This is a genomic window from Nocardioides sp., assembly GCF_041600255.1.
Taxonomy (GTDB): domain Bacteria; phylum Actinomycetota; class Actinomycetes; order Propionibacteriales; family Nocardioidaceae; genus Nocardioides.
The window spans coordinates 1-26,567 of sequence record NZ_JBFIKK010000010.1 but is presented as its reverse complement, the minus strand read 5'-3'; the positions used below and the strand labels follow the sequence as shown (position 1 = coordinate 26,567).

Here is a 26,567-nt window from a genome sequence, read left to right as displayed (position 1 = left end):
TGGCAGGATGACGCCCGTGCCGACGCCGCAACACTGCCCCAGCCCCCGGGAGCTCGACGACCTCGAGCTCCTCACCACCGGTGCGCTCACGCCCATCCGCGCCTTCAACGAGCCGGGCAGCCCGATCTCGCTCACCCTGCCCGCCGACGTCCTCGAGGCGGCGAGCGCGGCCGGTGAGGTCGAGCTGGTCGACCCCGAGGGCCTGCCGCTGGCCCGGGTGACCATCCCCGGCGGCGAGGTCACCTCCCTGACCCACGCGCAGTACGGGCCCTTCCGGCAGCACTACCTGTCGCCGGCCCAGACCCACGCCCGCTACGCCGGACGGACGTTCGTGCCCGTGGTGGACGCGCTGACCGACCACCAGCTCGCGCAGCTCCGTGAGGCCGGTCCGGTCGTCCTGCTGGCCCTGGTGGGCACCGGCACCCCCGACCTCTCCCCCGTCGCCCTGATCCGGGCCACGCTGGCCGGCGCCCGGCACGTGCCCGACGCCGCCGTGGTCGCGGTGCCGTTGGCCTCGCACGGGGACGCCGCGATCGACCACGAGCTCGGCCTGGCCGTGACCACGACCTACGCCGGCGGCGACCGGGTCCTCGGCCTGACCGAGGGCGGCCGGCTGCCCGACGACATCGCCGCGATCGTGGCCGCCGACCAGCCGGCGCCGGACGAGCAGGGGCTGGTCCTCTTCTTCACCGGCCTCTCCGGCAGCGGGAAGTCGACGCTGGCGCGCGCCCTGATGGACAGGGTGCTCGAGCAGGGCCGCCGCACGGTGACCAGCCTGGACGGCGACGTCGTCCGCCGGAACCTGTCGGCCGGCCTGACCTTCTCCGCCGAGGACCGGGAGACCAACATCCGCCGGATCGGCTGGGTGGCCGCGGAGATCTCCCGGCACGGCGGCCTGGCGATCTGCAGCCCGATCGCCCCGTTCGACCGGACCCGCCAGCAGGTGCGACAGATGGTCGAGGAGGCGGGCGGCGCCTTCTTCCTGGTCCACGTGGCCACTCCGCTGGAGGAGTGCGAGCGGCGCGACCGCAAGGGCCTCTACGCCAAGGCCCGGCGCGGTGAGATCCCGGAGTTCACCGGCATCTCCTCGCCGTACGACGAGCCGACCGACGCCGACGTCCGGGTGGACACCACCGGCCGCAGCATCGAGGAGGCGCTGGACGACGTCCTGGGTGTGCTGCGCGACGAGGGCTACCTCGACCTGACCGGGTCGACCCAGGAGTCTGCCTCCGCACCGTCACCCGCTGCCCCTGCCCCTGCCCCTGCACCTGCACCGGAGGACGAGGGCCCGCTCAAGGTGCTCTTCGTCTGCACCGCCAACATCTGCCGCTCGCCGTTCATGGAGCTGGTGGCCCGCCGGATCGCCGGCCCCGACGCGCAGCTCCAGTTCGCCAGCGCCGGCACCCACGGTTTCCGCGACCACCCGATGGACGACGTGATGGCCGGCACCCTCCCGGAGCACGGCGTCGACGGCCCGGGCTCGTTCACCAGCCGGCCGCTGACCAGCGACCTGGTCCGCGAGGCCGACCTGGTGCTGACCGCGGAGGCGGCGCACCGCAGCTTCATCCTCGACGACCACCCGGCCGACTTCCGCAAGGTCTTCACGCTGGGCCAGTTCGCGGACGCCGTCCGCGGCGCCGACCCGGCCCTGTCGGGTCGCGACCTGCTGGCGGCGATCGGGCAGCGCCGAGGCTCGGCCGATGCCACCCTCGACGTCGACGACCCCTATCGCCAGGGCCCGGCAGCGGCCCAGACCGCTGCTCGGCACATCGAAGGCCTCCTGCGCGTCGTCGTCGACGCCCTCACCGGATCAAGGAAGATCACGCCATGACCGATCTGATCACCGCCGCCTTCTTCTCGATCCTCGCCGCCGGCTTCATCGTCGGCGTCGTGGTCGGGCTGACCGGCATGGGCGGTGGCGCCCTGATGACGCCGGCCCTGATCTTCCTGGGCGTGGGCGACGCTGCCACCGTCGTCACCGCCGACCTGACCGCCGCCGCCGTCTACAAGACCGGTGGCGCGCTGGTGCACAAGCGGCAGGGCTCGCCCAACATGGCGCTGGCCAAGTGGCTGGTGATCGGGTCGGTGCCGACGGCGCTGCTCGGGCCGCACCTGGTGGCCTGGTTCACCGACGCCGACAGCCTGGACCGGGTGCTGAAGCTCTGCATCGGCTTCGCCCTGCTGCTCGCGGCCGCGACGTACGCCATCCGGCTCTACGTGAACCTGGTCCGGGTCCGCGGCGGCGGCCCGCCGGAGGACGAGAACCCGCACATCCGCCCCCTGCCGACCCTGCTCGTGGGTGCGCTGGGCGGCCTGCTGGTGGGCATCACCAGCGTCGGTTCCGGCTCGGTCATCATGATCGCGCTGCTGATGCTCTACCCCGGCCTGTCTGCGGTGAAGCTGGTCGGCACCGACCTGGTGCAGGCCGTGCCGCTGGTGCTGGCCGCGGCCATCTCGAACATCGCCCTGCACGGGCTGGACTGGTCGCTGGTCATCCCGCTGATCCTGGGCTCGGTGCCCGGCACCCTGCTGGGCGCGAAGATCGCGCCGCGCGTGCCGCAGTCGTTCATCCGGCGCGGCATCGTGGTGGTGCTGACCATGTCCGGCGTGGCCCTGCTGGACAAGGCCGGCTGGGCGCCGCTGGGCGCCGGCGAGGACGAGACCCACCCGATGCTGATCGCCGGCGTCGGCCTGGCCATGGTCGTCATCGTGCCGTTGGTCTGGGGCCTGCTCCGCAAGCGGCAGGGGTTGCCCTACTTCGGGGCACCGACGGTGGCCGAGCTCGAGCGGATGTCGCCCCCGCGCCGTCGCAGGGAGTGACGATCGGAATGGGCGTCCTCAGCGACCGCGCTTGATCAGGTCGATGTAGTCCTGGGCGTCCGGCATCTTGTCCCACTCGTCCTTGATCCCGCCCAGCTGGATCAGGTCGACGAACTCCCCGTGCCGGAAGACGTGCTTGCGGGAGACACCCTCGACGATGAAGCCACACTTGTCACGGAAGGCCTTGATGGAGGCGTCGTTGCCCTCGAGGATGCTGCCGTAGATCCGTTGGATCCCCAGGTCGTAGTAGGCGAAGGCCTGCACGGTCATCATGATGTCGACGGCCAGCCCGCGACCCCGCATCTCGTGGCGACCGCCCAGCTTGATGGCGCTCAGGGCGTTGCGATTGCGAAGATCGACGTCCCACAGGCCGGTGAGTCCGATGATCCTGTCCTCGTCGTCGAGGATCACCCACCGCTGGGTGCTGTCGCTCCTCACCGTCGAGAACCAGGCTCGCTGATCGGCCATCGAGTTGGGCCAGGCCCAACCGACCACCTGCGAGCGCACGACCGGGTCGTCGTTGATCGCGTTGATGTCCTCGAGATCCTCGACCTCGATCGGGCGGAGCCGGACCTGCTTGCCGTAGATCATCGAGTGTCCCTTCCGGGAAGGTCGTCGGGTCAGAGACCCTGCGCGGCGGGATCTCTCAGCAGCGCGACGATCCGCGCCATGTCGTCGGGATCATAACGATGATCCACCGGCAGGGAGAGCAGGTTGCCGCGCCAGCCACCAACGGCGGTCAGACGGGGATCCGCTGGCGCCACCCAGTGCACCGGGCAGTAGACCCCGTGCCGACTCAGGTGGACCTGGAGCGCCCGCGGGTCACGCGCCGCCACCACCGCATGCGACGGCGTCGCCCAGCCGGCACTCGTTTCGACCACCGGGTGCGATGATCCGGCCAGACCGTCGCGGATGGCGGCGAAGTTGGCCCTGCGCTGCTTCCGGAGCGCCGCGTAGTCGAGCCGACGGACGACGGATCTGCTGCGCTCACTCATCGGCGCAGGAGTTGGGCTGGACTCGGTCAGCTCCTCGGCGCGCCGGAACTCCTCCAGGTGGAGCGAGACCGGCACCTTGCGTGGGTCCTGCAGGAAGGCCGACTTCTGGATCATTGCCCGCCACCTCACCGCGGCGGCCCGCTCCCCCGTCGGGAGACCGAGGCCGGGGACCGGTATGCCGGCCACAAACCCGCCGTCCGGCAGCGGAAGCAGCTTTCGCAGGCTTGCCACGCGGATCCGCTGTGGGTGGCGGGTCGCCTCCAGCAGTCCGTGGCTCTCATCGACCACCACGACCATGCCTCGGGCCTCGAGGTCCGTCAGCAGTGCCAGACCGGATTCGCTCTCGGCCTTTCCGAAGTAGGGCGTGTGCAAGTAGACGGAGTGCTCGGGGTCGTCGAGCCTGCCCAGCAGGGCGGAGCGATCGACGTCCAACCGTTCGTCGAGGGACACGACCAGGATCCGCCACCCCATCGCCATGAACGGCGCGATCATGGACTCGCAGAACAGGCTGGGCAGGACCAAGGTGTTCCGGCCCCGCGCGGTCAGGTACGACGCCACCAGCGCCAGCGCCTGTCGCCCCGACTCGGTGTACGTGATGCCGTCGGACCTTGTCTGCCATGGCGGCTCGTGATCGGCAGTGAGCCAGCGTTCGTCGACCACCTCGAAGTCGGACCCGATGGGTCGCGTCGGCTCAGTCACCGGCGTCCTGACCGCCCAGATCGTCCACGTCCGCGGCGGTCTGGTGAACGGCCACCCCCGAACCTGTCAGCACTGCAGGGACCGTGCGGATCAGCAGCGAGATGTCCGATCGGAAGGAGAGGTTGTCGATGTACTCGAGGTCTGCCTCGATCCGTCGCGACCAGGGCGCGTCGTTGCGGTAACGCAGTTGGGCCAGGCCGGTGAGCCCGGGCCGGACCTGCAACCGACCCCGTTGACGGCGCGTGTACCGCTCCACCTGGTCCGGCAGCGCGGGGCGCGGGCCCACCAGGCTCATCTCACCCTTGAGGATGTTGATCAGCTGGGGCAGCTCGTCGAGGCTCGTCCGGCGCAGCAGTCCCCCGATCGGAGTGATCATGTCGCGATCCGGGTAGCCCCCGGACAGCTCATGGGTGCCGACCCGCATGGTCCGGAACTTCATCAGGTCGAAGGGTTGGCCGTCCCGGCCCGCCCGCGCTTGGGAGAAGTAGATCGGTCGACCTGACGTGAGCAGGATGGCGAGGGCACAGAGAGCATGCAAGGGCGCCGTCATCGTGCTGATGACAACGGTGAGCAGGAGATCGACGAGTCGCTTGCCCGTGGAGGCGTAGAACCCCATCACGCCTCCGACCGGTAGGCCGGGAAGACACGTGATGCGCGAATCTCCTCCACGCGGCGACCCAGCTGCTCGGCCCGCAGCACCACGGCAGCGTCGTACCGCGCCTTGTCCAGCACCACGCCGACCGCCGAGTAGGTCAGGTCCTGGCCGCCGAACGACCGTTTGAACTTGTACAGCGAGTCCCCGTTCACGAGCCCACCCCCCAGGTGCAGCACCTGAACACCGCCGGTGGCTGCCTGCCGGGCGGCCTCCCAGACCAGTTGGTTGGTTGCCCCGGAGGCGCGACCGCTCTCGGTCGCGCCGGAGAGGTGGTAGTGCAGCCGCGGGCCGTGACGAAGGAAGAGCGCCGCTGCCTGCACCTCCCCCGCCTCGTCGCGCACCTGCCCCACCGTCAGGCCGAGGTCGGGAGCCGTCACCAGGGCTTGGTAGTACGGGTCAGGGAAGACGTAGTCCGCGCGCGACTCCTTGCGGGCCATCGTGGCCTCGTAGAGAGCTCGGAACGGCGAACCGGTCGCCACGTCCGCGGGAGTGGCCTCCGCCAGCGTCGCGACCAGGCCCAACCGCTCCGCCTTGCGAATGCTGGTGCGACACCGCCCCTCCATCCCGGCCCACATCGTCTCCTGGTCACCGAGGGGCATCAGCCGGGTCAGGTGCCCCTCGACCACGGACACGGCACCCGGCGGCGGCGGGGCCTGCGGGACCAGGGGTGATCGTCGGAGAAAGACGCTGCACACGCCCCGCTCGAGGAGGGCCTCGCGCGCGCGTGCCCAGGCCAGATCCCTGTCGCGAGCGGAGACCTCGGGATCGGCGTAGATGCCGGAGTAACCGTACGGCGACGACGCGTCGCACGTACCGGTCTCAGCGCGCTGGCTGAGCTTGACCGGCAACTGCCACGCGCCGTCGAACTCATGGAGCAGCAGCCAGCGGTCCGACGAGCCCGCCACCTCCGCCGCACCGAAACCGGCGCTGAAGTAGACGTCCGGCGCCGGGGGACACAGCGTCATGGGTGTGTCCATTTCCTGGCTGATGATGCGCATGATGGTTCACCCTAGGACGCGACCGCCACGTGCACCCTTACAACGCCGGGGCGACCGGGCGGGAGTCCGCCGCTGCCGCTGAGGCGGTGCGGCGAGATCGCTGCCTCCGTGTCCAGGCCTGATAGCCGAGGTGACTGGCCCATGACAGCGCAAGCAGCGGAATGATGCTGGCGGCGAATCCCGGCCAGGAGCCGGCCACGGAGGACTGCACGAGCAACGGGTAGTGGAAGATGTAGATCTCGTACGAGATGGGCGCCACCCAGATCGCGAGTGGCGCCAGGAGCGGCGACAACCGCACGACCACTCCCCACACAGGACCCCGCGCCACGGCGACGAGGACGACCGCGGCGCCGAAGTGGCGCAGACTGAGGAACGGGTAGACCCCCGTCCCCTCCCACCCCTGAACGACGACCAGACCGGCCAGCAGCGCGCAGACCACCACCAACCAGGTCACGGCAACCCGCATCAATCTCCACGAGGGGTCGTAGACCCCGGTGTACTCGGCGGCGGCCATCGCCCCGACCCACCAGGTGAGGAGATAGCCCGTCACGAGGGACAGGTGGTTGGGGTGGAGCTCGAAGCTGACCATGCCGATGACCCCGGCGGCTCCCACGAGGTGGTTGACCAACCGTGGGTTGGCCCTCCACCCACGCAGGAGCAGCGGGAAGATCGCGTAGAAGAAGAGCTCGTAGGACAGGCTCCAGAGCACCAGATTGCCCAGGAAGGGCTCGACGATGACCCCCGGCATCAGTTGCGCACGGTCAGCGAGCCCGAGGAACGTCCCGGCCACCTCCTGCCACGAGAAGGTCTCGAGCACGAGACCGGACCACACCAGCACACCCGACAGCAGCAGGGACAGCACCAGGGGCGGGTAGATCCGCCAGAAGCGCCGCCCGTAATAGGCCAACGGCCCGTCTGTCCGGTCGATCTCCGAGTTGAAGATGACGAACCCGCTCAGCACGAAGAAGACGACGACGGCCTCCTGGCCGAAGGAGAACAACCAGTCGTACGGGACCGGCACGTGCACCACGTGGTGAGCAACCACGTAGAGCGCCGCGCTTGCGCGCGCGGCGTCGAGGATGCGGCGAGACCGGGCAGAGAGGGGCCGCCGGGTCGGCCTGGGCGAGGTCACCCGCAAATCGTCACAGCAGGCAGGGTCGATCAAGCCGGAATCGGTGGGATGCCCCCAGAGGTCCAGACCAGGGGCCGTGATCAGCCCCCCGGCCCTCAGCAACGCCCCACGGTCGAGCCGCCGCACTCCTCCCGGGCGAGGTCGACCATCCGAACCCGGCGGCCACTTCCGCCCGATCCGGGAGTCGTGGCCGATCGCATCGGCCAGCAGGGTGACGACTGCACCCGTGGCATCACACAGCTCCGCCATCGCATTGATGAACGAGATCTTCGTGGCGAGGAACGCGTTCGCGGCGACCTTGACCAGCTGGGCAGTGGCGAAGTCGGCCGCGATCTTCGGGGTGCCTGCAGGGTGTCCTCGACGGCGTACCCCTCGCGCAGGAACTCGGGGTTCCAGATCAGCTCCACCCCGGGCGCCGACACCGCCAGGCGCGCCGCGAGCAGTGCAACGGTGGCCTGCGCCGCCCGCGAGGCGTCGGTGGTGAAGTCCAGGCGTCCCGAACTCAGCCCTGCTCGCGCAGCCCCGGCCTCGGGGTCGAAGAACGGCGCCTGGCCCGTGCGAGGGCGGCCGGGTGGTCGGGGACCACGTCCAGGCCGACCACTTCGCGCCCCCGGCTGGTCATGCAGGCCGCATGGACTGCCCCGAGAGCGACAACCCCTGAGCCGCCGGATGACCCCCACGTGCGGTACGCCGCGCCGTGATTTCCGGCTCCGGGTGTCCGGGATCACCCTCCCGTCAGGACCTGCTGGCCTCCTCCGGTGCGCCGCGGTTGTTTCCCCGGGTCACGAGACGGATACGATGACGGCTGCTGTCCCAACGAGAGGTCCCTCCCCGACATGACCGAAACGCATGCCGACTACCGGCTGAGCCAGCTCGACCAGCTGGAGGCAGAGTCGATCCACATCTTCCGTGAGGTCGCGGCCGAGTTCGAGAAGCCCGTCCTGATGTTCTCGGGCGGCAAGGACTCCATCGTCATGCTCCGGCTCGCGGAGAAGGCCTTCTACCCGGCGAAGATCCCCTTCCCGGTGCTCCAGGTCGACACCGGCCTGGACTTCCCCGAGGTCCTCGAGACCCGCGACAACTGGGTCAACCGCCTGGGCGTCAAGCTGGTCGTGGCCAGCATCGACGACGCGATCGCGAAGGGCGTCGTCGTCGACGACGGCAAGACCTCGCGCAACCGGATGCAGATCGGCACGCTGCTCAACGCGATCGAGGAGAACGGCTTCACCGCCGCCTTCGGTGGCGGTCGTCGCGACGAGGAGAAGGCCCGCGCCAAGGAGCGCGTCTACTCCCACCGCGACGAGTTCGGCCAGTGGGACCCGAAGATGCAGCGCCCCGAGCTGTGGAGCCTCTACAACGGTCGCATCCACGCCGGCGAGCACATGCGGATCTTCCCGATCTCGAACTGGACCGAACTGGACGTCTGGGACTACATCGGCCGCGAGAACATCGAGATCCCGCCGATCTACTTCTCCCACCAGCGTCGCGTCTTCGAGCGTGACGGCATGCTGATGAGCGAGACCCCCCTCAACCCGCTGCGCTCCGGCGAGACGGTCACCGAGCGCACCGTCCGCTTCCGCACCTGTGGCGACATCACGCTCACCGGTTGCGTCGAGTCGACCGCCTCCACGATCGCCGAGATCATCGACGAGGTCGCGATCGCCAAGCTCACCGAGCGTGGCGCCACCCGTGGCGACGACCGCTTCTCCGAGGCAGCCATGGAAGACCGCAAGAAGGAAGGCTACTTCTGATGAGCACCCCCGCCGCCGAGTCCACCGTGACCAACATGGACCTGCTCCGCTTCGCCACGGCCGGCTCGGTCGACGACGGCAAGTCGACGCTCATCGGTCGTCTGCTGCTCGACTCCAAGTCGATCTTCGAGGACCAGATGGAGGCCGTCGAGGCCACCAGCGCCTCCAAGGGCTACGACTACACCGACCTGGCGCTGCTGACCGACGGTCTGCGCTCCGAGCGCGAGCAGGGCATCACGATCGACGTGGCGTACCGCTACTTCGCGACGCCCAACCGCAAGTTCATCATCGCCGACACCCCCGGGCACGTGCAGTACACCCGGAACATGGTCACCGGCGCCTCCACCGCCGACCTCGGCCTGGTGCTCGTCGACGCCCGTCAGGGCCTGACCGAGCAGTCCCGCCGGCACGCGGTGATCCTGTCGCTGCTCCGGGTCCCGCACCTGGTGCTCGCGGTGAACAAGATGGACCTGGTGGACTTCTCCGAGGAGGTCTACAACAAGATCCACAAGGAGTTCACCCAGTTCGCCACCAAGCTGAACATCCCGGACCTCGAGGTCATCCCGATCTCGGCGCTCAGCGGCGACAACGTCGTGAACCGGTCCGAGAACATGGACTGGTACTCCGGCCCCACGCTCATGCACCACCTCGAGCACGTGCACGTGGCCTCCGACCGCGACCTGGTCGACGTCCGCTTCCCGGTGCAGTACGTGATCCGTCCGAAGTCGGACGAGCACCACGACTACCGCGGGTACGGCGGCATGGTGGCCGGTGGCGTGCTCAAGCCCGGTGACGAGGTCGTCGTGCTGCCCAGCGGCATGACCTCGAAGATCGCCGGCATCGACCTGCACGACAAGGAGCTGGACGCCGCGTTCCCGCCCATGTCGGTCACGGTCCGTCTCGAGGACGACGTGGACGTCTCCCGTGGCGACATGATCGCCCGGCCGCACAACGCCCCGAAGCCCTCGCAGGACATCGACGCGATGATCTGCTGGATGGCCGACGAGCCGCTGCGCCCGCGCCAGAAGCTGGCCATCAAGCACACCACCCGCATGGCGCGCACCCTGGTCAAGGACATCCAGTACCGGCTCGACGTGAACTCGCTGCACCGCGACCAGGAGACCAAGGAGCTCGGCCGAAACGAGATCGGTCGTGTTCAGCTGCGCACCACGGTGCCGCTGCTGTGCGACCCGTACTCGAAGAACCGAACCACGGGTTCGTTCATCCTGATTGACGAGGCCACGGGCGTGACGGTCGGCGCGGGCATGATCAACAGCGCTTCCTAACTCAGGCAATCATCGGCACCGGACGACCCGACTACGGGGAGGGCGCGGCTCGGACAGCACGTCAATAGTCTCTGATGCAGTCTCGAAGGGACCATCCAGTTGGCTCGAAGGACAATGAGCGGCGAGCCTGGCCATTGCCGCGCGGCTGACCCCATCGCCTGGAGGCAGGATGAGTGATGGAGTGGGCTCCCCGGCTCCCGGCCGACGGTGGCCGCCTGGCAGCCGTGCATCGAGGCTGAACACAGGTAAGTACCGGGCTTCGGCAGGGCTCGCAGATCAATTCGTTTACAGCGCGTCAAATTTCGGACTCACAGTTCTGGTCGCCCGCTCTGCCACCCCCGATGAGTTCGGTAGTTTCTCGCTCCTCTTCGCTGGCTACCTCATCGCAATATGCGTCCTACGGGGACTAACGTCCGAGACTCAAATCGTCCGGTACAGCGCGGTCACGCAAGAGCGTTGGAGGATGGGAGCCACGGCCGGAGCTGGAGCGAGTGTGGCATTCGGCACAATCTTCGGACTTCTGATCGCGACCGGCGGAGTCATAGCTGGCGGAACTGCACACAGTTTGGGAATCGCTTTAGGCGGGCTGCTTCCGTTCTTGGCACTGCAGGACAACTTGCGCTACGCCGCCTTGGCCTCTGGCCGACCCTCGGCCGCCTTGTTCAACGACATCATTCAGGGGCTGGGGCAGTTCGCCCTCGCAGCCATCCTGCTGATGAGAGGCGCCGCGAGTCCGACCACCTTGGTCTTGTGTTGGGGTATCGGAGCTTGCTTGGGTGCCGCGGTTGGGTCTTATTCACTCGGCGTTCGCCCAAGACTAAGATCCACACGCTCGTGGCTGCGTGAACACGGCGACCTGGCCTATCGATACGCAGCCGACGCGCTGGCCAGCCAAGGTTCCTATCAGGCCGTGGCGTACGTGGTAACCGCCACAGCCGGACTTGTTGCCGCCGGAGCTTTGAGAGGAGCTCAAACTGTCTTCGGCCCGCCCGCAAGTCTGATCCAAGGCGTGCAATCAGCAATCGTCCCTGAGTTGGTCCGGACGCATAGCCACTCCCCTCCCAGAATGCGCTCGCAGGCATATCTCGTGGGGGCAGGACTCAGCCTGGTGGGCCTAGTCTGGTCTGTGGCCATCTTGCTATTGCCGGACCGCGTCGGCACCGAAATTCTTGGCCCAACATGGCATCACGTCGAACCGCTATTGATCTACTTCGCCATAGCCCAAGTTGCTGCCGGTCTCCGCATCGGCCCGACAGTGGGCCTGAGGGCGCTCGGAAATGCACGACGCACCCTGAGCGCCCGAGTGCACAGCACCGTTCTCGGCCTACTTCTGGCCGTGATCGGCGCCGTCTGGGCGGGAGCTCTTGGAGTCGCCATTGCCACAGCTATCAGCGCGCCACTCCAAGCTGCTATTTGGTGGCGGCACTTCCAACTGGCTGCGACTGAAGACTCGTCTCGCTCCCTCTAGTTCTCGCCGTGTCACCGCTGACCACTCTGTACATGACAGCTAATAACAGGGCGACCGTGACCCACATCCACGGCCGACCAAACGCATTGTTGAATTGAAGCGTGGGCGGCAAAGCCGCCAGAGCGAGCCAGGCGGGAAAAGCCTCCAACGGAGTACGCCGCGCGCCAGAAGCAGAGCCCGCCGCCTGGATAGCCAGCGCCTTCGGTACGCGCCAAGATACGAAAAACGTCCACAGGGCTAGGACCATCAGGCCCCCGGCTCCGAACTTCCAGATCCACTCTAGGCCCGCGACATTGCTGGCCTCCGGAAGGGGGCGCCAGTAGCCAACGACACGGAAGTACAATTCCGCGCCACCCCAAGGCAAGAAATCGCCGTCATTCGCGGCCCTGATGACCCAACTGTCGGAGGCCCTCGAGTCAAGACTGGTGTCATTGCGAGTTGGACGCTCTCCCGTCATAGCGACATAGAAGAACCAGAGCCCCAAGCCAGTTGCTCCCGCCACCATCAAAGGGCCAACCAAGCGCAGACGCCGACCTCTCCAGAAATGGGCGATCACAGCACACAGGGCGATGATCAGGGCCCCGCGCGTGAAAATGATGGCAATTAGAATGAACAGCATCATTGCGACGCCACGTTGGCGCAACGCTAGCGCCCCGCCCAGCAGGAGGGCCGCCATCGTGGCCATCCATGCAGGCTCGATGAAAAGGGCGAACGGACGCGGAAGGTCGAACAGTCTGGCACCAGCCGACTCCAACTCATGACTAAACCAGATGATCTGAATCGCAGATCCGAGCACCAACGCCCATGTGAGAGCACTAAACACCCCCCTCAAGCTGGCAGCGGTCAAGCGGGTGAATAATGAAAAGGACACCAAGGCGATGAACGCGTTTACTTGTAGCTGCAGTATCAGCTTCAGTCGGACTTCCGGGAAGGGCAACGCGACTAGCGACGGGGTCAGAAAAAATAGAGCCGCGACCGCGAAGATGACATAGTAGCGACGATAAATATGCACCTCGACTCGCCCTGAGAAGGCCATCGGGAACAGCGCCAGCGCTATGAGTTGGCCCCAGTAGAGATCAACCGACCCGACCTGCAACGTCGCGCGCTCGAGCGTACTTCCGACAATGATGGCCACGGCGGCGATGCGGCCGAACCACTCTTCCCCAGCAACGTCCTTATCGACGCGTCGCCCTTGGAACGAAGACACCTGCGTGGGTTGCTGCAAAGACACGGCGATCCAGTCGGGTCAGATGATGGGGTCGGCGCCTCACGGCGACAGCCGTAGCCTACAGGAGCCTGCTCACAACCTCAGGGGGACCTGCAGGCGGCCCTCCGGCAGGGTAACCCCACATGCTAGTCTTGGCGGTCGCCATGGCGCGACGGTGTCGAACATTGGCGTCAACCGTAACTAGCCCACTCTCTTGCCAGGAGTTCTTTTGCGCACATGGTCGGCACGCGGTGGCGCGATTCTCTACAACCCCTTGCCCGGCGCCCTTCATCATTACACTGACGCCCTAAGAGACACGCTGCCCGCCAGTCTGTCACCAAGCATCATTGAAGCGCCCTTTGAATTCAGTTCGCACAGTCTTGGAAAGCGAATAGCTCGGGGGCTCGGGGCCGTGCGGAAGCTCTTGGCGACCTCCGTTAAACGAAATCCAGTCATTATCACTTGGACTACCTTCGGTTTTCTTGACCTCGCTTTTTGGCGACTAAGCAGTCGATTTGGGGAACGCTTCATAGTCATCCACGATCCCATACCTCTTGGCTCGCAATTCGGCCACGGCCGAATCGCCATTCGACTTGGGGCGTGGGGAGCTGCCGGGAAGCGAACACATCCTGTCGCCCACACCGCGCTCGCGGCTGAGGAGCTAACAAAGCTGGGCTTCCGCGAAGTCCACATCCTTCCCCACCCTGTGAAGTTACGGCGATCCAGCCCCAGGCCGCTGCAAGCGGCTCGCACCATCCTCGTCGCCGGGCAGTTCAAGGGCGCTCGCGATCTTGCCCTGCTTCAGTCCATCGCCGAGATCGCCCCGCCCGCATGGCGTTTGAAGATTGTGGGGCGCGGATGGCCCGAAGTTGCTGGATGGGAGGTTGATGCACGCTTCTTGACGGAGGAGGAGCTGGACGAGGAAATGCTCAACGCCAGCGCCATATTGATCCCGTATCGATTCTATTTCCAGAGCGGTATTGCTACGCGCGCCTACGAGCTCGGTCGACCCGTAGTGGCAAATCGTCACGAGTTCATTTCGGGTCTTTACGGAAGTGCTTGGGCTGGCTTGGTTGACGCTCCTGCCGGCAGAGCCTGGGTCGAGGCGGCTGAGCAGGTGTTTGATTCACGAATCGAGGATCTAAGCGAAAAGATGAATCAATTGTCAACCAGCCTCTGGACCGCCGCGCTGTCGTCAGCGATGTCTCACACGGACGGTAAAAAATGGTAGCTCAGATAGATCGACGATACGTGCGCTTGGCGGGGATCGCCCCGACCCTGCGGCGCCTCCTCACCTACACTATGTTTGAGGGGCGACCTGCTACGACGCGCGGACAGTGGTTCAACCCCGTCGTGCGATGGAACCTGATGCAGGGTATCGAAAAGGAACCAATTCAACCCATCGACCGACCCATCTTTATCCTCGGGGTGGGTCGATCGGGCACTACTCACTTGGGACGACTGCTGAGTGCCCATCCAGACGTGGGGTGGCTCAATGAACCGAAGCTGATGTGGAACCTGATCGTGCCGGGCGAAGACGTCAGCGGCTTCTACTCGAAGCACGGCAAGTTCCTTCTGAGCGCCTCCGATGTCACGCCGAAAGTTCGCGAGCGGGCGGCCCGGGCTTTCAGCCGCTACCAGCGCATATCTCGCAGTCGGCGGGTCATGGACAAGTACCCCGAGATGACCTACAGAGCTGAATTCATCCGCGAACTGTTCCCCGACGCTATCTTAGTGGCCATTATTAGAAGGCCGGAAGACTTTGTGAATTCGGTCGTCGAATGGAACACTGTCCACGGGTTTGCCGACGAGGACTGGTGGGGCGTTGGTCGCCGGAAGTGGACACACATTCGACAAGAGCTCGCGCCGATGCACGAATCGGTGAGTCAGATCATCGGGAGTTCATCGCTGAGTGTGGCAGAAATGGCGGCGAGTGAATGGGTGCTTGGCATGCATCATATTTATGCGAATCGCACCAAGTTGGACATCATCGTAAACTACGAGGAATTGGCCACCAACCCCGTCAGCGAAATCATGCGGATCGAGTCCACGTGTCAACTCAGTCCTTCAAGGGCCGTCCATGAATTGGCTCGGGCTACAACGTCAGGGCGCCTGCGCACCGATCCGGCTGACTTCGGCCGACTCGCAGATGCCGTGGCGGAGGTCCGACACCAGCTCGATGTCTAATTGCGAACAAAATAGTGCAAGGGCTTTTCGGGTGCAGGCAGCTGACCCGCTTCCTTCGACCTACATGGTGTGGTGATCATGTCGCTACGTGGGCGGTGACGTGAAGGGACTTCTGTTTCCAGTGGTGGGTCAAGTCCCACGTAGTGGTGTAGCGCTGCGTTTCCTTCGTGATGGATCAGGCGGTCAGGGCAGGCAGATCATCAGCTCCCATTCCGGATTCGGTCGTGGGGAAGATGCTTACGGCGTCGGTGCGGCGTCGGATGTCACGGTTGAGGCCTTCGGCGAGGTTGTTGGACCAGATCTGGGTCCACACGTCCCTGGGAAACCTGTGAAGGCGAGGATGACGGCGCGGGCGGCGTCAAGGTGGTCGTGGACCTCGGGAAGCTTGCCGTCGACGTAATCGAGCAGCCGGTCGAACTGGGCGGGTACGGCGGGCCGGTCTGGCCGGTCGTAGACCGAGTGCAGCATCGTCCTGACCGCGGGCCACATGCTCTTGGGTGTCACCGACCTCAGGTTCGCGGCGTAGTGGGTGCGTCAGCGCTGCCAGGCCGCGCCGGGCAGGTTCGCTGCGACCGCATCGACCAGGCCGGCGTGGGCATCTGAGGTGACCAGCGGGACCCCGGTCAGGCCGCGTGCGACGAGGTCGGCGAAGAACCCGGACCTTGCCGACGCTGGACGCGACCCGGCCGATGGATCCCAGGGGGCCGGCATCACACAGCCGGTGCCCAACGAACCCACGAGGTCACTTGCGTGGGTCGACCGGTCGCTGCAACTCCGGCTTCTGCGGCGGCTGTCATTACTCTTCGAAGATCTCAGCCGGGGGTCTTCGGGCCCGTCCCGCGATTGGTCGACAGCCCCTCACGGCGGCCCGGCATCGACACCGTCCTGAAACATCCAGCGTCGAAGCTCCAACTAGCTGATACCGAGGTCCTTGCCGACCTGAACAACCAACAGGCCCGGCTGCTATGCCAACCCAATCGCCGTGCGACGGAGCTCCAGTCAGTTTGGTTCAGACATCACATGATTGCTTCCTTGAGCGATCACCACTACAGAGCAAGGTCCGCACCATCGCGTCAGGCTTCCTCGTGGATGACGTGAAGCATCTCCCCTCCTACGCTGCCCTGGAAGAGCCCCGAGCACGCGAGTCGCCGCCTCCGTCATCCGCCTAAGAACCCTCTTTCAGCCCCTCGGCGAGCCAGTATCGACCTACCAGCTCCACGGTCGATTCGATGTTGGAGCGACTAGAGGCTCCGAAGACGATCGACTTGAGATTGGGCAGTTGAGCAACCCACTCGATCGCCTCCGCGGGCGGAATGGCGCCAGACGCGTACACCGACATGGCAACTGCGCGGAACTCGCGATTCGTCATCGCATCGACGTAAGCATCCACACCGCCGCACATGCGGAACCCGATCTTGTTGATGTTGGAACACACAATCGGGTTGTGGACCCCAACTTCGTCGAGTGCGTCCAGGAGCTTGGGCAGGTTCATCGTGATAAAGCCTGGCTCCGCACCGTACCTGGCCTTGACGTGGTCTGCGAAGATCCTGAAGGCCTCTGTGAATCCCAGACCGAGGAGTAGATCCACGACTACGTTCTGAAGGAAGATGACAGGCGTCTTGAGCCCCTCGAACATCTTCATTTCGGCGTCGATGAGTAGCGTGGTGAGACCTTCGATGTCCTTCTTGGCCAGGGACTTGCCGCCGCGCATCGCCGCATCGAAGAAGCCTTCATCCGGCAAGAACTGCCTGATCGAGCCAATCATGCCCGACTCAGCCATGGCATTGGCGTACTTGTGGGCGTACGGCATGCACGGGTAGAACACTTGCTCGGCGTAGCGGGCGGGTTCCTTTCGCATTCGCTCAGTCACCTCGGCGATCCGATCATGCGTGGTGCACATAAACGTCGTGACGCCCGCGTCGTATGCCGAGTCGAGCACGGACATCACGGCGTCCAAGGACTGGAAGCGCATTGCCTGCGAGCGCGCTTTCTCCTCGGACATGTGGTTGACGCCGAAGAACTGGTTGTCCCCGAAGAGCAAGCGGTCCATGGTCATGCCTTCCTACCTGTCGTGTTGAGCCGGCGAGTCCGACGGCGTTCACGCAACCGCGCAAGCCAGCCACGGGCGGGAATCTGGGACGGACTGGCATCCCCAGCGAGGATAGGACGAACCTGCCCCGAGTCACCGTGCCTGATCGCAGACAGCAACTGATCGGTCACCGTGGCGTCCGAGAAGTCCCCGATCCCGTCAACCTCGCCATCGCCAATTCGCCTGACCCACGCGTCCAGCTGAGCGGAGTACTCTTCGCCGCGAACGTAGAAGTCGACCTCACCTGTCAGCTCCGTGGTGTACCGCACATTCCACCCTGCGACGTAACCGTTCGGGGCCTCGGTCGCATCACGAAGGTAGACCTGGCACTCCTGCCGATCCACATTGATCCGGCCGTTGGTGCCCCAGATAGTGATCTTGGTGGTCATCTTCCGCTGTGACTCGTCAGACCAACTGACGGACAGTTGCCCACTCATCCCTCGACCCCAGTCAATGGTCGTGAAGACCTCGTCCTCGGTCTCGGTGGAGAAGACGTGGCCGAGAATCGTCCCCGACACCGAGTCAGGCCGACCGAAATACCAGGTGAGCAGGTCGAGTGGGTGCGCAGCGTAGTCGTAGAGTGCGCCGCCCCCTTCATCCTTCTGGCTCCGCCACGTCGTCCCTTTGGGCTTGAGTACGACGGGACCATACGCCTCCGCCAGCACGTGAGTGACGCGGCCGATGGCCTCAGCGTCAAGAAGACGCTTGACCTCTCCAAAGGCACCCACAAATCGGTTGTGATAACCGACCTGGCAAACGAGGCCCTTCTCCTTCGCCAGCTCGGCCAAGGCCAAGGAGTCAGCCGGGTCGAGACAGAACGGCTTCTCACAGAAGACGTGAATGCCTCTCTCCAAACAGGCTCGCACCATCGGAGCGTGCAGTCTCGAGGGAGTCGAGATGACGGCAGCTTGGACCCCCCGACTGTCCAACATCTTCTCGAAGTCCGAGAAGATCTCGACGCCCGTGTACTTGTGCAGCACGTCGAGCACGTAGCCGTTCGAGTCGCACACGCCCACGACCTCTACGTCTTCGTGCGCGTTGATGATGGAGTAATGGGAGAGCCCCATCTTTCCCAGCCCGATGATGCCGACCTTGACCACTTGTCAACCCTTCTTGATGAAACGTCGCTTGCGGGAGGGGAGGCGCTTTCTGAGCAGCGCCTCGTACTCGCCCGCCACTTTCTCCCAGGTAAATTCAGTTTCCCAGCGGGCGAGGGCGTTGGCACCCAGACGACTGCGCAACCCCGGGTCGCCAGCCAGCTGGTCTACGGCCTCGGCTGCTTCCGCCATCGACCCAAAGTAGAGCGCGGCGTCTCCAGCCACCCACCGGTTGTACTTGTTGTCGTGAGCAATAACCGGGTTCCCTGCTGCCAACGCCTCGACGAGAGAGGGGTTCGTACCCCCCACTGTGTGGCCATGAAGGTACCCGGCTGAGTGGAAGCGGAGAGACTGGACAATGGCGGGATCATAGATAGCGCCTAGAAATACGACCTCGTCGCTCGCCGCCTCGACAACCAGCCGATGGTAGGGATCATCCACCACGTCATAGTTCCCCAACACCGCGAGTCGCATCCCGCGACGCTGCGCCGAGAACCCCTGCACCAGTTCAAGAATCGAGTTCTCCGGAATTGGTCGCGCGATCAGGTTGAGGTACTTGCCGGGCTCCAGGTCAAGCGCAGTCAAATGGGAGACAGGAGCCTCAACAATCGGGTGCGCACCGTAGGTGATGGTCGTGATCTTGCGCGCAGGGGCCCGTGTCCGAAGGTAGGTGTTGAGCTCCGGGTGGTCGGCGATCAACTCGTTGCCTACCCAGCAGCCGATCCGCTCATTGAGATAGAGAATCGCCTGGCGCACTCGCCCCCACCGCTCCCGTGACCACTCAATGCCATCCATGTTGATGACATTGGGAATCCCCCACACGCGCTGGAGGACGTTGAAGACCGCCGTGTTGTAACCGAAGGTGAGGCAGAGATCCCCGTGCTTGACCGCATGCCGAATGGACAGCCAATCGAACTTCGAGGTGCCGAGCCAGCCCTTGTCGGGGACCGAGATGTTGACGCGTTCGATACCCTCCCAGACATCGTGGTAGACAGGCCCTTCATGGTCGGTCTGGCAGTAGACGATGACCCTCCAGCCGTGGTCAACGAGATAGCGAGCGACGTTCTCGGCGGCGGTCTCGAAGCCCCCGTAGTTCGCCGGCACGCCGTGCGTACCCAAGATTCTTACCGTAGGGCGCAGCCCGTCCGAATTCATTGAGCGGTGTACTCCTTGGTCATCTCGGACAGAGCTCCACAGGGCGCTCGTTCAGTTGAGTCGAGCGATGGCCCAGATAGCGCGCGGTAGCGCCCGCAGCCCTCGGCCCAGACGCCGCATCCTAGCCACAAGAAGGGGTGCCCGACCCAATCCCAGGCTCGGCTCGGCTCTCCGAAGATCTGCCTCGTTGAGCCATGCCGCCTGCCAGAGGATCGACGGCCACCGTCGGAGGCCACTTCCTCGCAGCGCGACTACCCAACCCAAGCTGGTCAGCGTGGTGGCGTTAACCGCCAGCCGCCACTCAAGCATCTCCGCATCTGTATCGAACTCCGCAGCCGCCTCAACTGGCACGTCAAGAAGTTCGAGTACCGATCGCAACGTTTCGGTCGCCCCCAGCCTTGCGACGCGGGCCCCCAACTCCACCTTGTCGGCACTGGTCAACTGTCGATCCATGCCAGCCAGCAATTCGTCGAACTCACTTGACCGGCTTCCGGTCGCCCGATCACGGATATAGTGGAGGGCGGCAAGGGACCCATGGGTCATGACATCGCAGCATGCCATCGAGGCCCCAGCCAACTCGGCTGAGGTTCTACACTCCCAGAGGAACTCGAAGACGAAGTCCGGGGACGCCAGAAACCCAGGGAATCGATGGTGGAGGTCGATTTCACACGGCCACTCAGCATGGCGCATCACGATGGAGTGCGACCTCGTGACACTCGGTGCTCGGAACCCATCGTCCACGAACCAGCCGACTCTCCGAAGCGCGCCGACCAAGGACCGCATGTCCCTCGGATGCACCAAGAAGTCTACGTCTCGCGACATCTTCGAACCCCGTAGGCCCTGCAGGCCTAAGATCGGGCCCTTGATCGCCAACGCACGGACGCCCGTGTCGCAAGCGACACGGGCGACCATGGCGTAGCCGAGGTGCACGCCCTCGTGGAGGGTCAGTGCGGCCCCCTCAGAGGGGGACAGGGTTCCGGTCAGAGCCGGCTCGAGGCGGTGTCAGAGCTGTCGTTGCCGTTGACCACGAGACGAACGGTGCCCTTCGAGAACCGCTTCTTGCCGCCAGCGGTCACCACCGTGAAGATGAGCGGCTGCGTACGGTCGCCGGCCTCGATCTCGGAGTTGGTGACGAAGGTCAGGTTGTAGCCCTCGCGGCGACCCACCAGGCTCCAGCCCCGGCTGACGCGACCAGAGACCTTCGGCGGGCGGCGGAACGGGCCCTTGCGACGGATCGGGAAGGTGACCACCGCGGTGACCTGACCAGCGCTGGACTGGCCCTTGTTCCGGATCGGGCCGGTGATGACGCGCACGCCGCGACGCTTGCGGATGTAGCGCGCCTTGAACCTCGTGATCTTCAGCTGATCCGGGCCGTGCGACGTCGCCAGGGCAGGAGCAGCGGTGGCAAGGGAGATCGCCGGCACCGCCCAAGCCATGTGGGCGCCGGTACGAACGACTGAGCGGCGAGAGAAACCGCTGGTGGCGGCGCCCTCTTCGGTCCTGGCCGAGTCCATGGTGGAAGTCATCTGTGGTTCCCCTCGTGGTTGGGACTCAAACGTCCCGGAAAGCATTCTTGGTCACCCTAAGGCACAGTCCGTCAAATGCGCCATTCGATCTCAGATTTCACCCAGCGTTAACACGCGACGACAAGCCCCGCCTCGAGCAACGACTGGACCACCTGGGTCGTCAGGGCCTCGGAGGTCGCGTCGACGGGCGCACCGAACGCGGCTTCCAGCGACTCGGCGAGCGACGCCGTGCTCTGCTCGCCCGCGATCAGGAGGTCGAGGATCGCCGCAGCGACCGGGGAGACCACCAGCACGTCCTGCCCCACCATGACGACGGCGCGACCGTCCTCGCCGTCCACTCGGTCGACAAGGTCGCCCAGGCGCCACAACCCCTTCGTCATCGCTTCCCGTCTCCATTCAGCAAGGAGGCAAGGTCGCCGGCGTCGGCGTACGTCACCCGGTGGAGTCCGCCACCGGCAGTGATCACCTCAGCGACACGGTGCAGCGGCCTCTCGAGCGCTCCCAAGTACGACGTGTGCTCGGCCAGCAGAGCCACGGCCTCGACCAGGGGCACCGGCTCCAGAGTCACCTGAGCGACATCGTCGCGGCGATCCAGCAGGTACAGCCCGTCGACGTCGCCGGGCTGCACCGACGCCAGGAGCCCCAGGTCGCTCGGCGACACCTGCTCCTTGTGGCGCTCCTCGGTGATCACCGACAGCGGCTTGGGGTAGGCGATCAGCTCGCCGTCCTCGGCGAAGGCGGCGGTCTCGTCAGTCAGGTAGGCCCACCGGCCACCCAAGGTCCGCGCGATGGTGGTCTTCCCCATCCCCGACGGCCCCACGAAGACCTTCACGGCGCCGGTCTCGGGGTGGGCGAGCGCGCACGCGTGCAGCATCACCAGGTCCCCCGCCCGGCGGGTGATCGCCTCGACGGTCACGGTCTGCGTCACGACCTCCATCAGCGCCTCCACGCTGGGTGCGACCGCGACGACCTCGCCCCGGAGTTTCTTCGGCGTCCGGCGACCGACCACGGCATGCACGACGAGGTCGGCCGGGCCGGTGCTCACCTCGGAGACCAGACAACGGTCCCAGGCCCGCGACAGCAGGGTCCCCAGCTCGTCAGCCTCCTTGCCGGTGGGCACGACCTCGATCGTGACACCCAGGACGTCGATCTGGATGGGGGCACTCATTGCTCCACCCCGGACCCCTCATCGATCACCGCGACGGCGGCCTCGACGAGCAGTCCAGCCTCCACCATCTGGTTCAGGAAGGCCGCGACGTCGTCGGCCACCACCTCGAACGGTGCTCCGTAGGCCTCGGCCAGCTCCTGGCAGATGTCCCGCTCGGAGCGGACCCCGTCCACCAGCTGCCAGATGGCCGCCGCCGTGCCCTCCAGGACGCGCGGAGGACAGGTGAGATCGTCCAGGTCGAGGATCGCCACTCGGTCGGTCGAGTCGACCACGGCCAGCTCGTCCTTCCGGCGCAGCACCCGGTCGGCCTGCACGGGCTCAGCGGCGTCGAGCAAGGAAGCCTGCCTTGCTCTTGCGCCGGCGCTTGCGTTTGCTCCCGCTCCGGGACTCCCCCGTCGACGGATTGGCGCCAGGCTCCTCGCCGTAGTAGGCGCTCTCGTAGTAGTAGTAGCCGCCCATCGCCCGGCGCGACGTCTTGTTGAGGATGATGCCGAGCGCCTTGCCCGACACGGCCTCGAGGTGGGAGAGCGCCTGGCCGAGCTCGGTGTCCAGCGTCCGGCCCGCCGAGACCACCACAAAAGCCCCATCGGCCGCCGCCGTCAGGATGGCTGCGTCCGTGACCGGGAGCAGCGGAGGCGCGTCGATGATCACCAGATAGTCCTGGGACAACTTCTCCAGCATGGTGCGCATGGCCTGCGAGCCCACCAGTTCGCTGGGGTTGGGCGGGATACGCCCGGCCGGGAGCACGAACAGGTTCGCGTGCTTGTCGGACTGCTGAAGGCCGTCGGACAGCGGGAGACGGCCCACCAGGACGTCGGTCAGCCCGATGTCCCCATCCACCTGCAAGGACCGCGCCACCGTGGGGCGCCGCAGATCACCATCGACCAGCGCGACCTTCTGCCCGCTGTAGGCCACCGCGGCGGCCAGGTTGGCGGCCACCGTGGACTTGCCGTCGCCCGGCCGCGGGCTGGTCACCACGATCACCTGGGGTGGGTGGTCCACGTCCATGAAGATCAGGTTGGTGCGGAGCTTGCGGAATGCCTCGGCCGCGTCGCGTTGACGCGACGTACCGTCTGCCTGGGAGAGCACCACCTGCTGGCGGTCGCTGGGGTCCTGGCCCAGCGCACCCACCATCGGGATCGTGCCCACCACGGAGACCTGGAAGCGATCCTGGATCGCCTGAGGGGTGCGTAGGCGGCGGTCCAGCGTGTGCCGCAGCAGCGCGTACGCATACCCCAAGGCCAGGCCGACGAGCAGGGCGAGGGCGAGGTTCCGCTCAGGCTGCGGCGCCACCGGGGAGGTCGGCAGTTCGGCCGACTCGATGGTGATCACCCGCGGTGTACCGGTCCGCTCCCGCTGCTGCGGGTCCTCGATCTGCTGGACCTGGGTCGCCAGCGCCTTCACCCACGCGTCCGCGAGCTTCTGGGCGCCTTCCGGCGTCTCGTCGCGAGCAGTGATCTTGATCAGCACCGTGTCCAACGGTTGCTCGACCGAGATCTTGCCGACCAGGCCGGCCGGACTGGCGTCGAGGCCCAGGTCGTCGATGACCTCCTGGGCGGTCGCCCTGCTCTTCGCGATGTCGACGTAGGACGTCGCTCGTGACTTGGAGAAGTCGTCGTTGATCGAGCCCAGGGCGGCGTTGCCCGTGGAGCCGGTGCTGACGAAGCCGTTGGCGTCGGCCGCATAGATCTTGGTCTGGCTGAAGGTGTACGCCGCTGCACCTGACACCACGAGCGCAGCGATCAGCAGCACCCCGAACCAGTGCATCGCGAGCATTCGCAGGTGGTCACGCAGTTCCATCAGTCAGCCTCGCTCGATCGTCCCCGGTTCCGAAGCCTTGTTGCTACTTGCCTCGCGGTCTGCCGTCGATGGCATCGCCTCGACACCGCGCGAGCCTAGCCCACATCGATCGAACTCCCACCTCCCCCCGAGGGAGCCTGGCCGTCGATGGATCAGCCGCAGGCGGACGGCACACGAAACGAGGCGACCGTCGGTTCGATGCTCGGGGTCACGATCACGTCGACGTCCCCGGCCTGGGCCTTGCCGGTGGACATCTGCCAGGAGACCTGCCTGGACTGCTGGGCGCCGAGCTGAACCTCGACGCTCACGGTCTCGAGCCCGCCCTGGGCGACCCTCGCCCCTGAGACGGTAGCGCCATCCACGTCCACCGCCCCGATCGAGCCTCCTTGGGGCGCGCGCAGCACCAGCTGGACCATCTGGGAACCCAGGGGAACCTGACGGAAGACTCCACCGATGGCGGGAGTCTCCGGACGGACCTCAGTGACGCGCGCCGGCAGACTCGTGGCGTCCAGAGGCGCCCGGGACGTCAACTGGACCGCGCCGGTCAGGGACTCTCGACCCCGTTTGCAGCCGTTGGCCGTCACGGCCACCTTGCTCCGCAGGTAGTAGCTCATCTTGTCGCCGGACACGTTGTTCAGACCCACCGCGATTGCGTGGCCGGCCTCGTCGGGTGCCGGGGTGAAGGGGTCCAGGTTCGCCACGGAGAGGTTGTCGGCGAAGAAGTGCAGCGCCAACCGCGACTCCTGGTCCATCCGACGCAGCGCCGAGACCAGGACCGGCCCGTCCACGCGGCCACTGGTCATGGCATCGAACGTCGTGTCGGCGACCGTGGAGAAGAAGGCGTCCTGCTGCTCGTTGTCGGGGTAGCGGGAGTAGGCACCGCTGAGCAACTCGTCGACGGCGTTGTCGCCCGTCAAGGTCTGGCCCATGACCTCCACCGGACCGGTGGCGTCGAGCAGGTAGGACAGGCTCACCGCGTCGAGGGAGATCACCCCGTCCAGCGGCTCGGCGAACCACGAGCCCCAGCCCTGTCTCAATAGATCCGCAACGCGGGAGAAGTCGGGCATCGAGTTCACGAAGATGGCGCCCTGAGCGAGGTTGTCGCCGTACAGAACCCGTTCGGCGGGGGTGAAGCTGAACGGCACCTCCACCTCGTTCGTCTCCTCGATGGGCGAGAAGGTGCGCTCGAGCCGGAGTCGGCCATCCGTGACCGTCAGCCAGGCTGCCGACCCCATCAGGCCGCCGGTGGCGCGGATTTCGGCGTTGTTCTGAAAGACGAGCAGGTAGTTGCGCGTGCCCTGCTCTCCCAGCAGTGCAGGCGCTGCCTCCAGGACGGGCGCCGCTCCCCGGACCGCGTCGTGCCCTGCCGTGACCGAGTCCGCCACCCGCGCCGCCCTGCTCCGAATGGGGCCGAAGGGGGATGAGGACAGGTCGTCCACGGCGCGATCGAGCTCCCCGAAACCAGCCACCATCCCGGATGTCGCCGTCGAGATCTCCCGGACCGCAGAGAGGGATACCCGGTCACCGCGCAGCAGACCGTCCGGCGCCACGCCCACCCCCAGAACCTTCTCGGCACCCCGGGCAACAGAGGCGAGGCCGGACGAGGCGGTCCGGATCGCCCTCAAGTCCCCACCCACCCCGGGCGTCCAGCCCATCAGCGACCAGACCAGGCCGTCGGTGCGGTCCCGCAGGTCATCGGCCGTGCCCCGCAACTGCACCGCGTCCTCGTGGGCTCGGGGGAGGTCCCGTGCCTCAAGCGAGGCACGGAGCGCGGTGGCCTGGTCCTGGCTCTTCAGGACCCCGCTCGCGACGTGCAGCAGCTGCCAGCCGCAGACGAGGGCGAACCCCAGCAGGACCACCGGGATCCCGATGAACACCAGCCGCCGCGCGAGCGGACGACTCTGTCGTCCGACCGCTGGAGAATCCGTCACCGGGCGAACTTCACGTGACACGTCATGACGTCATGCTCTCAGAGCGACCGAGCCTCCGGCGCGGCCACCCGTCAGCACGAACTCGGCAGGATCTCGTCGGCCCCGCCCGGCTCGACGCCCGGCGTCATCCGCAGTCGCACGGGCCCGGACTGGCCCTCCCCGGTCGTCATCCGCCAGGTCAACGGCACCTGTTCCGGCCCTGACACCAGCACCGGCACCAGCGCCACGGGCCTTCCGTCGAGCCGGTTGACACGGATCTCGCCGTCGAGGAGTCGACCTTCCAGCCGGACGTCCTCGATCGACCCTCCCCACGGCCCATACAGACGCACCACCACGAATTGCTTGCCGCGCGGGGTGCCGTACCCGCCAGTCCCGGTGACGGAGAGGGGCAACTTCTTCGCCTGCGCGGCGGGCAACGTCTGGTGCAGCATCATGCTCCCGACCAACGACTGGACGTCGCGTCGGCAGTCCACGGCCTCCACCTCGGCCGAGTAACGCAGGTAGTAGGACATCTTGGCGCCCGTTGCGTCATTGAGACCGATGTCGACGTGAGCCAGGGGGGCGTCGTTCCTCGCGACCGATCCGCGGATCCTCGACCCCCCG

General features: G+C 66.1%; 23 protein-coding genes and 1 pseudogene. 6 read left to right on the top strand and 18 right to left on the bottom strand.

Features of this window, described 5'->3' with window-relative positions; all coding sequences use genetic code 11:
- The first annotated feature begins 16 nt into the window (after positions 1 to 16).
- Positions 17 to 1,831, top strand: coding sequence for an adenylyl-sulfate kinase (cysC, locus tag ABZE72_RS02390; protein ID WP_372727416.1), 1,815 nt, complete (start codon positions 17 to 19; stop codon positions 1,829 to 1,831).
- Complete coding sequence (locus ABZE72_RS02385) at positions 1,828 to 2,820, top strand: sulfite exporter TauE/SafE family protein (protein WP_372727415.1); 993 nt, start codon at positions 1,828 to 1,830, stop codon at positions 2,818 to 2,820. The genes cysC and ABZE72_RS02385 overlap by 4 nt, the downstream gene beginning before the upstream one ends.
- An 18-nt stretch (positions 2,821 to 2,838) precedes the next feature.
- Here ABZE72_RS02385 and ABZE72_RS02380 read toward each other — a convergent pair whose 3' ends face one another.
- From ABZE72_RS02380 to ABZE72_RS02360, 5 genes are all read right to left on the bottom strand, one after another.
- Entirely contained in the window at positions 2,839 to 3,411 is a 573-nt protein-coding gene (locus ABZE72_RS02380; RefSeq protein WP_372727414.1) for a GNAT family N-acetyltransferase, read from the bottom strand.
- A gap of 29 nt (positions 3,412 to 3,440) precedes the next feature.
- Positions 3,441 to 4,475: a hypothetical protein gene (locus ABZE72_RS02375; protein ID WP_372727413.1), complete on the bottom strand. Its 1,035-nt coding sequence runs from the start codon at positions 4,473 to 4,475 to the stop codon at positions 3,441 to 3,443.
- 31 nt (positions 4,476 to 4,506) lie between these two features.
- Positions 4,507 to 5,130 (bottom strand): sugar transferase, encoded by a 624-nt coding sequence (locus ABZE72_RS02370; protein ID WP_372727412.1) that lies wholly within the window; start codon positions 5,128 to 5,130, stop codon positions 4,507 to 4,509.
- The gene (locus tag ABZE72_RS02365) at positions 5,130 to 6,134 is read right to left on the bottom strand and encodes a GNAT family N-acetyltransferase (RefSeq protein ID WP_372727411.1); all 1,005 of its coding nucleotides are present in this window, start codon (positions 6,132 to 6,134) and stop codon (positions 5,130 to 5,132) included. Before ABZE72_RS02365 ends, ABZE72_RS02370 begins: the two co-directional genes overlap by 1 nt.
- A 70-nt stretch (positions 6,135 to 6,204) precedes the next feature.
- The gene (locus tag ABZE72_RS02360) at positions 6,205 to 7,299 is read right to left on the bottom strand and encodes an acyltransferase family protein (protein ID WP_372727410.1); all 1,095 of its coding nucleotides are present in this window, start codon (positions 7,297 to 7,299) and stop codon (positions 6,205 to 6,207) included.
- Positions 7,300 to 8,135: 836 nt separating this feature from the next.
- Between ABZE72_RS02360 and cysD the strand changes: the two genes are divergently transcribed.
- Positions 8,136 to 9,050 (top strand): sulfate adenylyltransferase subunit CysD, encoded by a 915-nt coding sequence (gene cysD, locus ABZE72_RS02355; protein WP_372727409.1) that lies wholly within the window; start codon positions 8,136 to 8,138, stop codon positions 9,048 to 9,050.
- Positions 9,050 to 10,336 (top strand): sulfate adenylyltransferase subunit 1, encoded by a 1,287-nt coding sequence (locus ABZE72_RS02350; protein ID WP_372727408.1) that lies wholly within the window; start codon positions 9,050 to 9,052, stop codon positions 10,334 to 10,336. The genes cysD and ABZE72_RS02350 overlap by 1 nt, the downstream gene beginning before the upstream one ends.
- A 1,409-nt stretch (positions 10,337 to 11,745) precedes the next feature.
- On the opposite strand, the gene ABZE72_RS02345 is transcribed toward ABZE72_RS02350, so the two are convergent.
- A complete protein-coding gene (locus tag ABZE72_RS02345; protein ID WP_372727407.1) occupies positions 11,746 to 13,035 on the bottom strand; it encodes a hypothetical protein in 1,290 nt (429 codons plus the stop codon).
- Positions 13,036 to 13,423: 388 nt separating this feature from the next.
- Between ABZE72_RS02345 and ABZE72_RS02340 the strand changes: the two genes are divergently transcribed.
- Together ABZE72_RS02340 and ABZE72_RS02335 are read left to right on the top strand one after the other, a co-directional pair.
- On the top strand, positions 13,424 to 14,242 hold the full coding sequence (locus ABZE72_RS02340; protein WP_372727406.1) for a hypothetical protein: 819 nt from the start codon (positions 13,424 to 13,426) through the stop codon (positions 14,240 to 14,242).
- Between the two features lie 137 nt (positions 14,243 to 14,379).
- Entirely contained in the window at positions 14,380 to 15,198 is an 819-nt protein-coding gene (locus ABZE72_RS02335; RefSeq protein WP_372727405.1) for a sulfotransferase, read from the top strand.
- A 226-nt stretch (positions 15,199 to 15,424) separates the two neighbouring features.
- Here ABZE72_RS02335 and ABZE72_RS02330 read toward each other — a convergent pair.
- The 12 genes and pseudogenes from ABZE72_RS02330 to ABZE72_RS02275 all read right to left on the bottom strand — a co-directional run.
- Positions 15,425 to 15,867 (bottom strand): annotated as a pseudogene (locus ABZE72_RS02330) (transposase); the annotation flags it as partial.
- 496 nt (positions 15,868 to 16,363) lie between these two features.
- Positions 16,364 to 17,254, bottom strand: a complete 891-nt coding sequence (locus ABZE72_RS02325) for a hypothetical protein (RefSeq protein WP_372727404.1) — start codon at positions 17,252 to 17,254, stop codon at positions 16,364 to 16,366.
- Positions 17,251 to 18,387 (bottom strand): Gfo/Idh/MocA family protein, encoded by a 1,137-nt coding sequence (locus tag ABZE72_RS02320; RefSeq protein ID WP_372727403.1) that lies wholly within the window; start codon positions 18,385 to 18,387, stop codon positions 17,251 to 17,253. Before ABZE72_RS02320 ends, ABZE72_RS02325 begins: the two co-directional genes overlap by 4 nt.
- A gap of 3 nt (positions 18,388 to 18,390) precedes the next feature.
- Entirely contained in the window at positions 18,391 to 19,503 is a 1,113-nt protein-coding gene (locus ABZE72_RS02315) for a DUF1972 domain-containing protein (protein WP_372727402.1), read from the bottom strand.
- A gap of 87 nt (positions 19,504 to 19,590) precedes the next feature.
- Positions 19,591 to 20,451 (bottom strand): nucleotidyltransferase family protein, encoded by an 861-nt coding sequence (locus ABZE72_RS02310; RefSeq protein WP_372727432.1) that lies wholly within the window; start codon positions 20,449 to 20,451, stop codon positions 19,591 to 19,593.
- Between the two features lie 68 nt (positions 20,452 to 20,519).
- The gene (locus ABZE72_RS02305; protein WP_372727401.1) at positions 20,520 to 20,975 is read right to left on the bottom strand and encodes a hypothetical protein; all 456 of its coding nucleotides are present in this window, start codon (positions 20,973 to 20,975) and stop codon (positions 20,520 to 20,522) included.
- A gap of 197 nt (positions 20,976 to 21,172) precedes the next feature.
- A complete protein-coding gene (locus ABZE72_RS02300; RefSeq protein WP_372727400.1) occupies positions 21,173 to 21,445 on the bottom strand; it encodes a PqqD family peptide modification chaperone in 273 nt (90 codons plus the stop codon).
- Positions 21,442 to 22,233 carry a hypothetical protein gene (locus tag ABZE72_RS02295; protein WP_372727399.1) on the bottom strand — a complete coding sequence of 264 codons (792 nt, stop codon included), beginning with the start codon at positions 22,231 to 22,233 and terminating at the stop codon, positions 21,442 to 21,444. Before ABZE72_RS02295 ends, ABZE72_RS02300 begins: the two co-directional genes overlap by 4 nt.
- Positions 22,230 to 22,568, bottom strand: coding sequence for a PqqD family protein (locus ABZE72_RS02290; protein ID WP_372727398.1), 339 nt, complete (start codon positions 22,566 to 22,568; stop codon positions 22,230 to 22,232). Before ABZE72_RS02290 ends, ABZE72_RS02295 begins: the two co-directional genes overlap by 4 nt.
- Positions 22,552 to 24,033, bottom strand: a complete 1,482-nt coding sequence (locus ABZE72_RS02285; protein ID WP_372727397.1) for a polysaccharide biosynthesis tyrosine autokinase — start codon at positions 24,031 to 24,033, stop codon at positions 22,552 to 22,554. The genes ABZE72_RS02290 and ABZE72_RS02285 overlap by 17 nt, the downstream gene beginning before the upstream one ends.
- 152 nt (positions 24,034 to 24,185) lie before the next feature.
- Positions 24,186 to 25,964 (bottom strand): DUF4012 domain-containing protein, encoded by a 1,779-nt coding sequence (locus ABZE72_RS02280; RefSeq protein ID WP_372727396.1) that lies wholly within the window; start codon positions 25,962 to 25,964, stop codon positions 24,186 to 24,188.
- 71 nt (positions 25,965 to 26,035) lie between these two features.
- A partial coding sequence (locus tag ABZE72_RS02275; protein WP_372727395.1) for a hypothetical protein occupies positions 26,036 to 26,567 on the bottom strand: 532 nt, incomplete at its 5' end.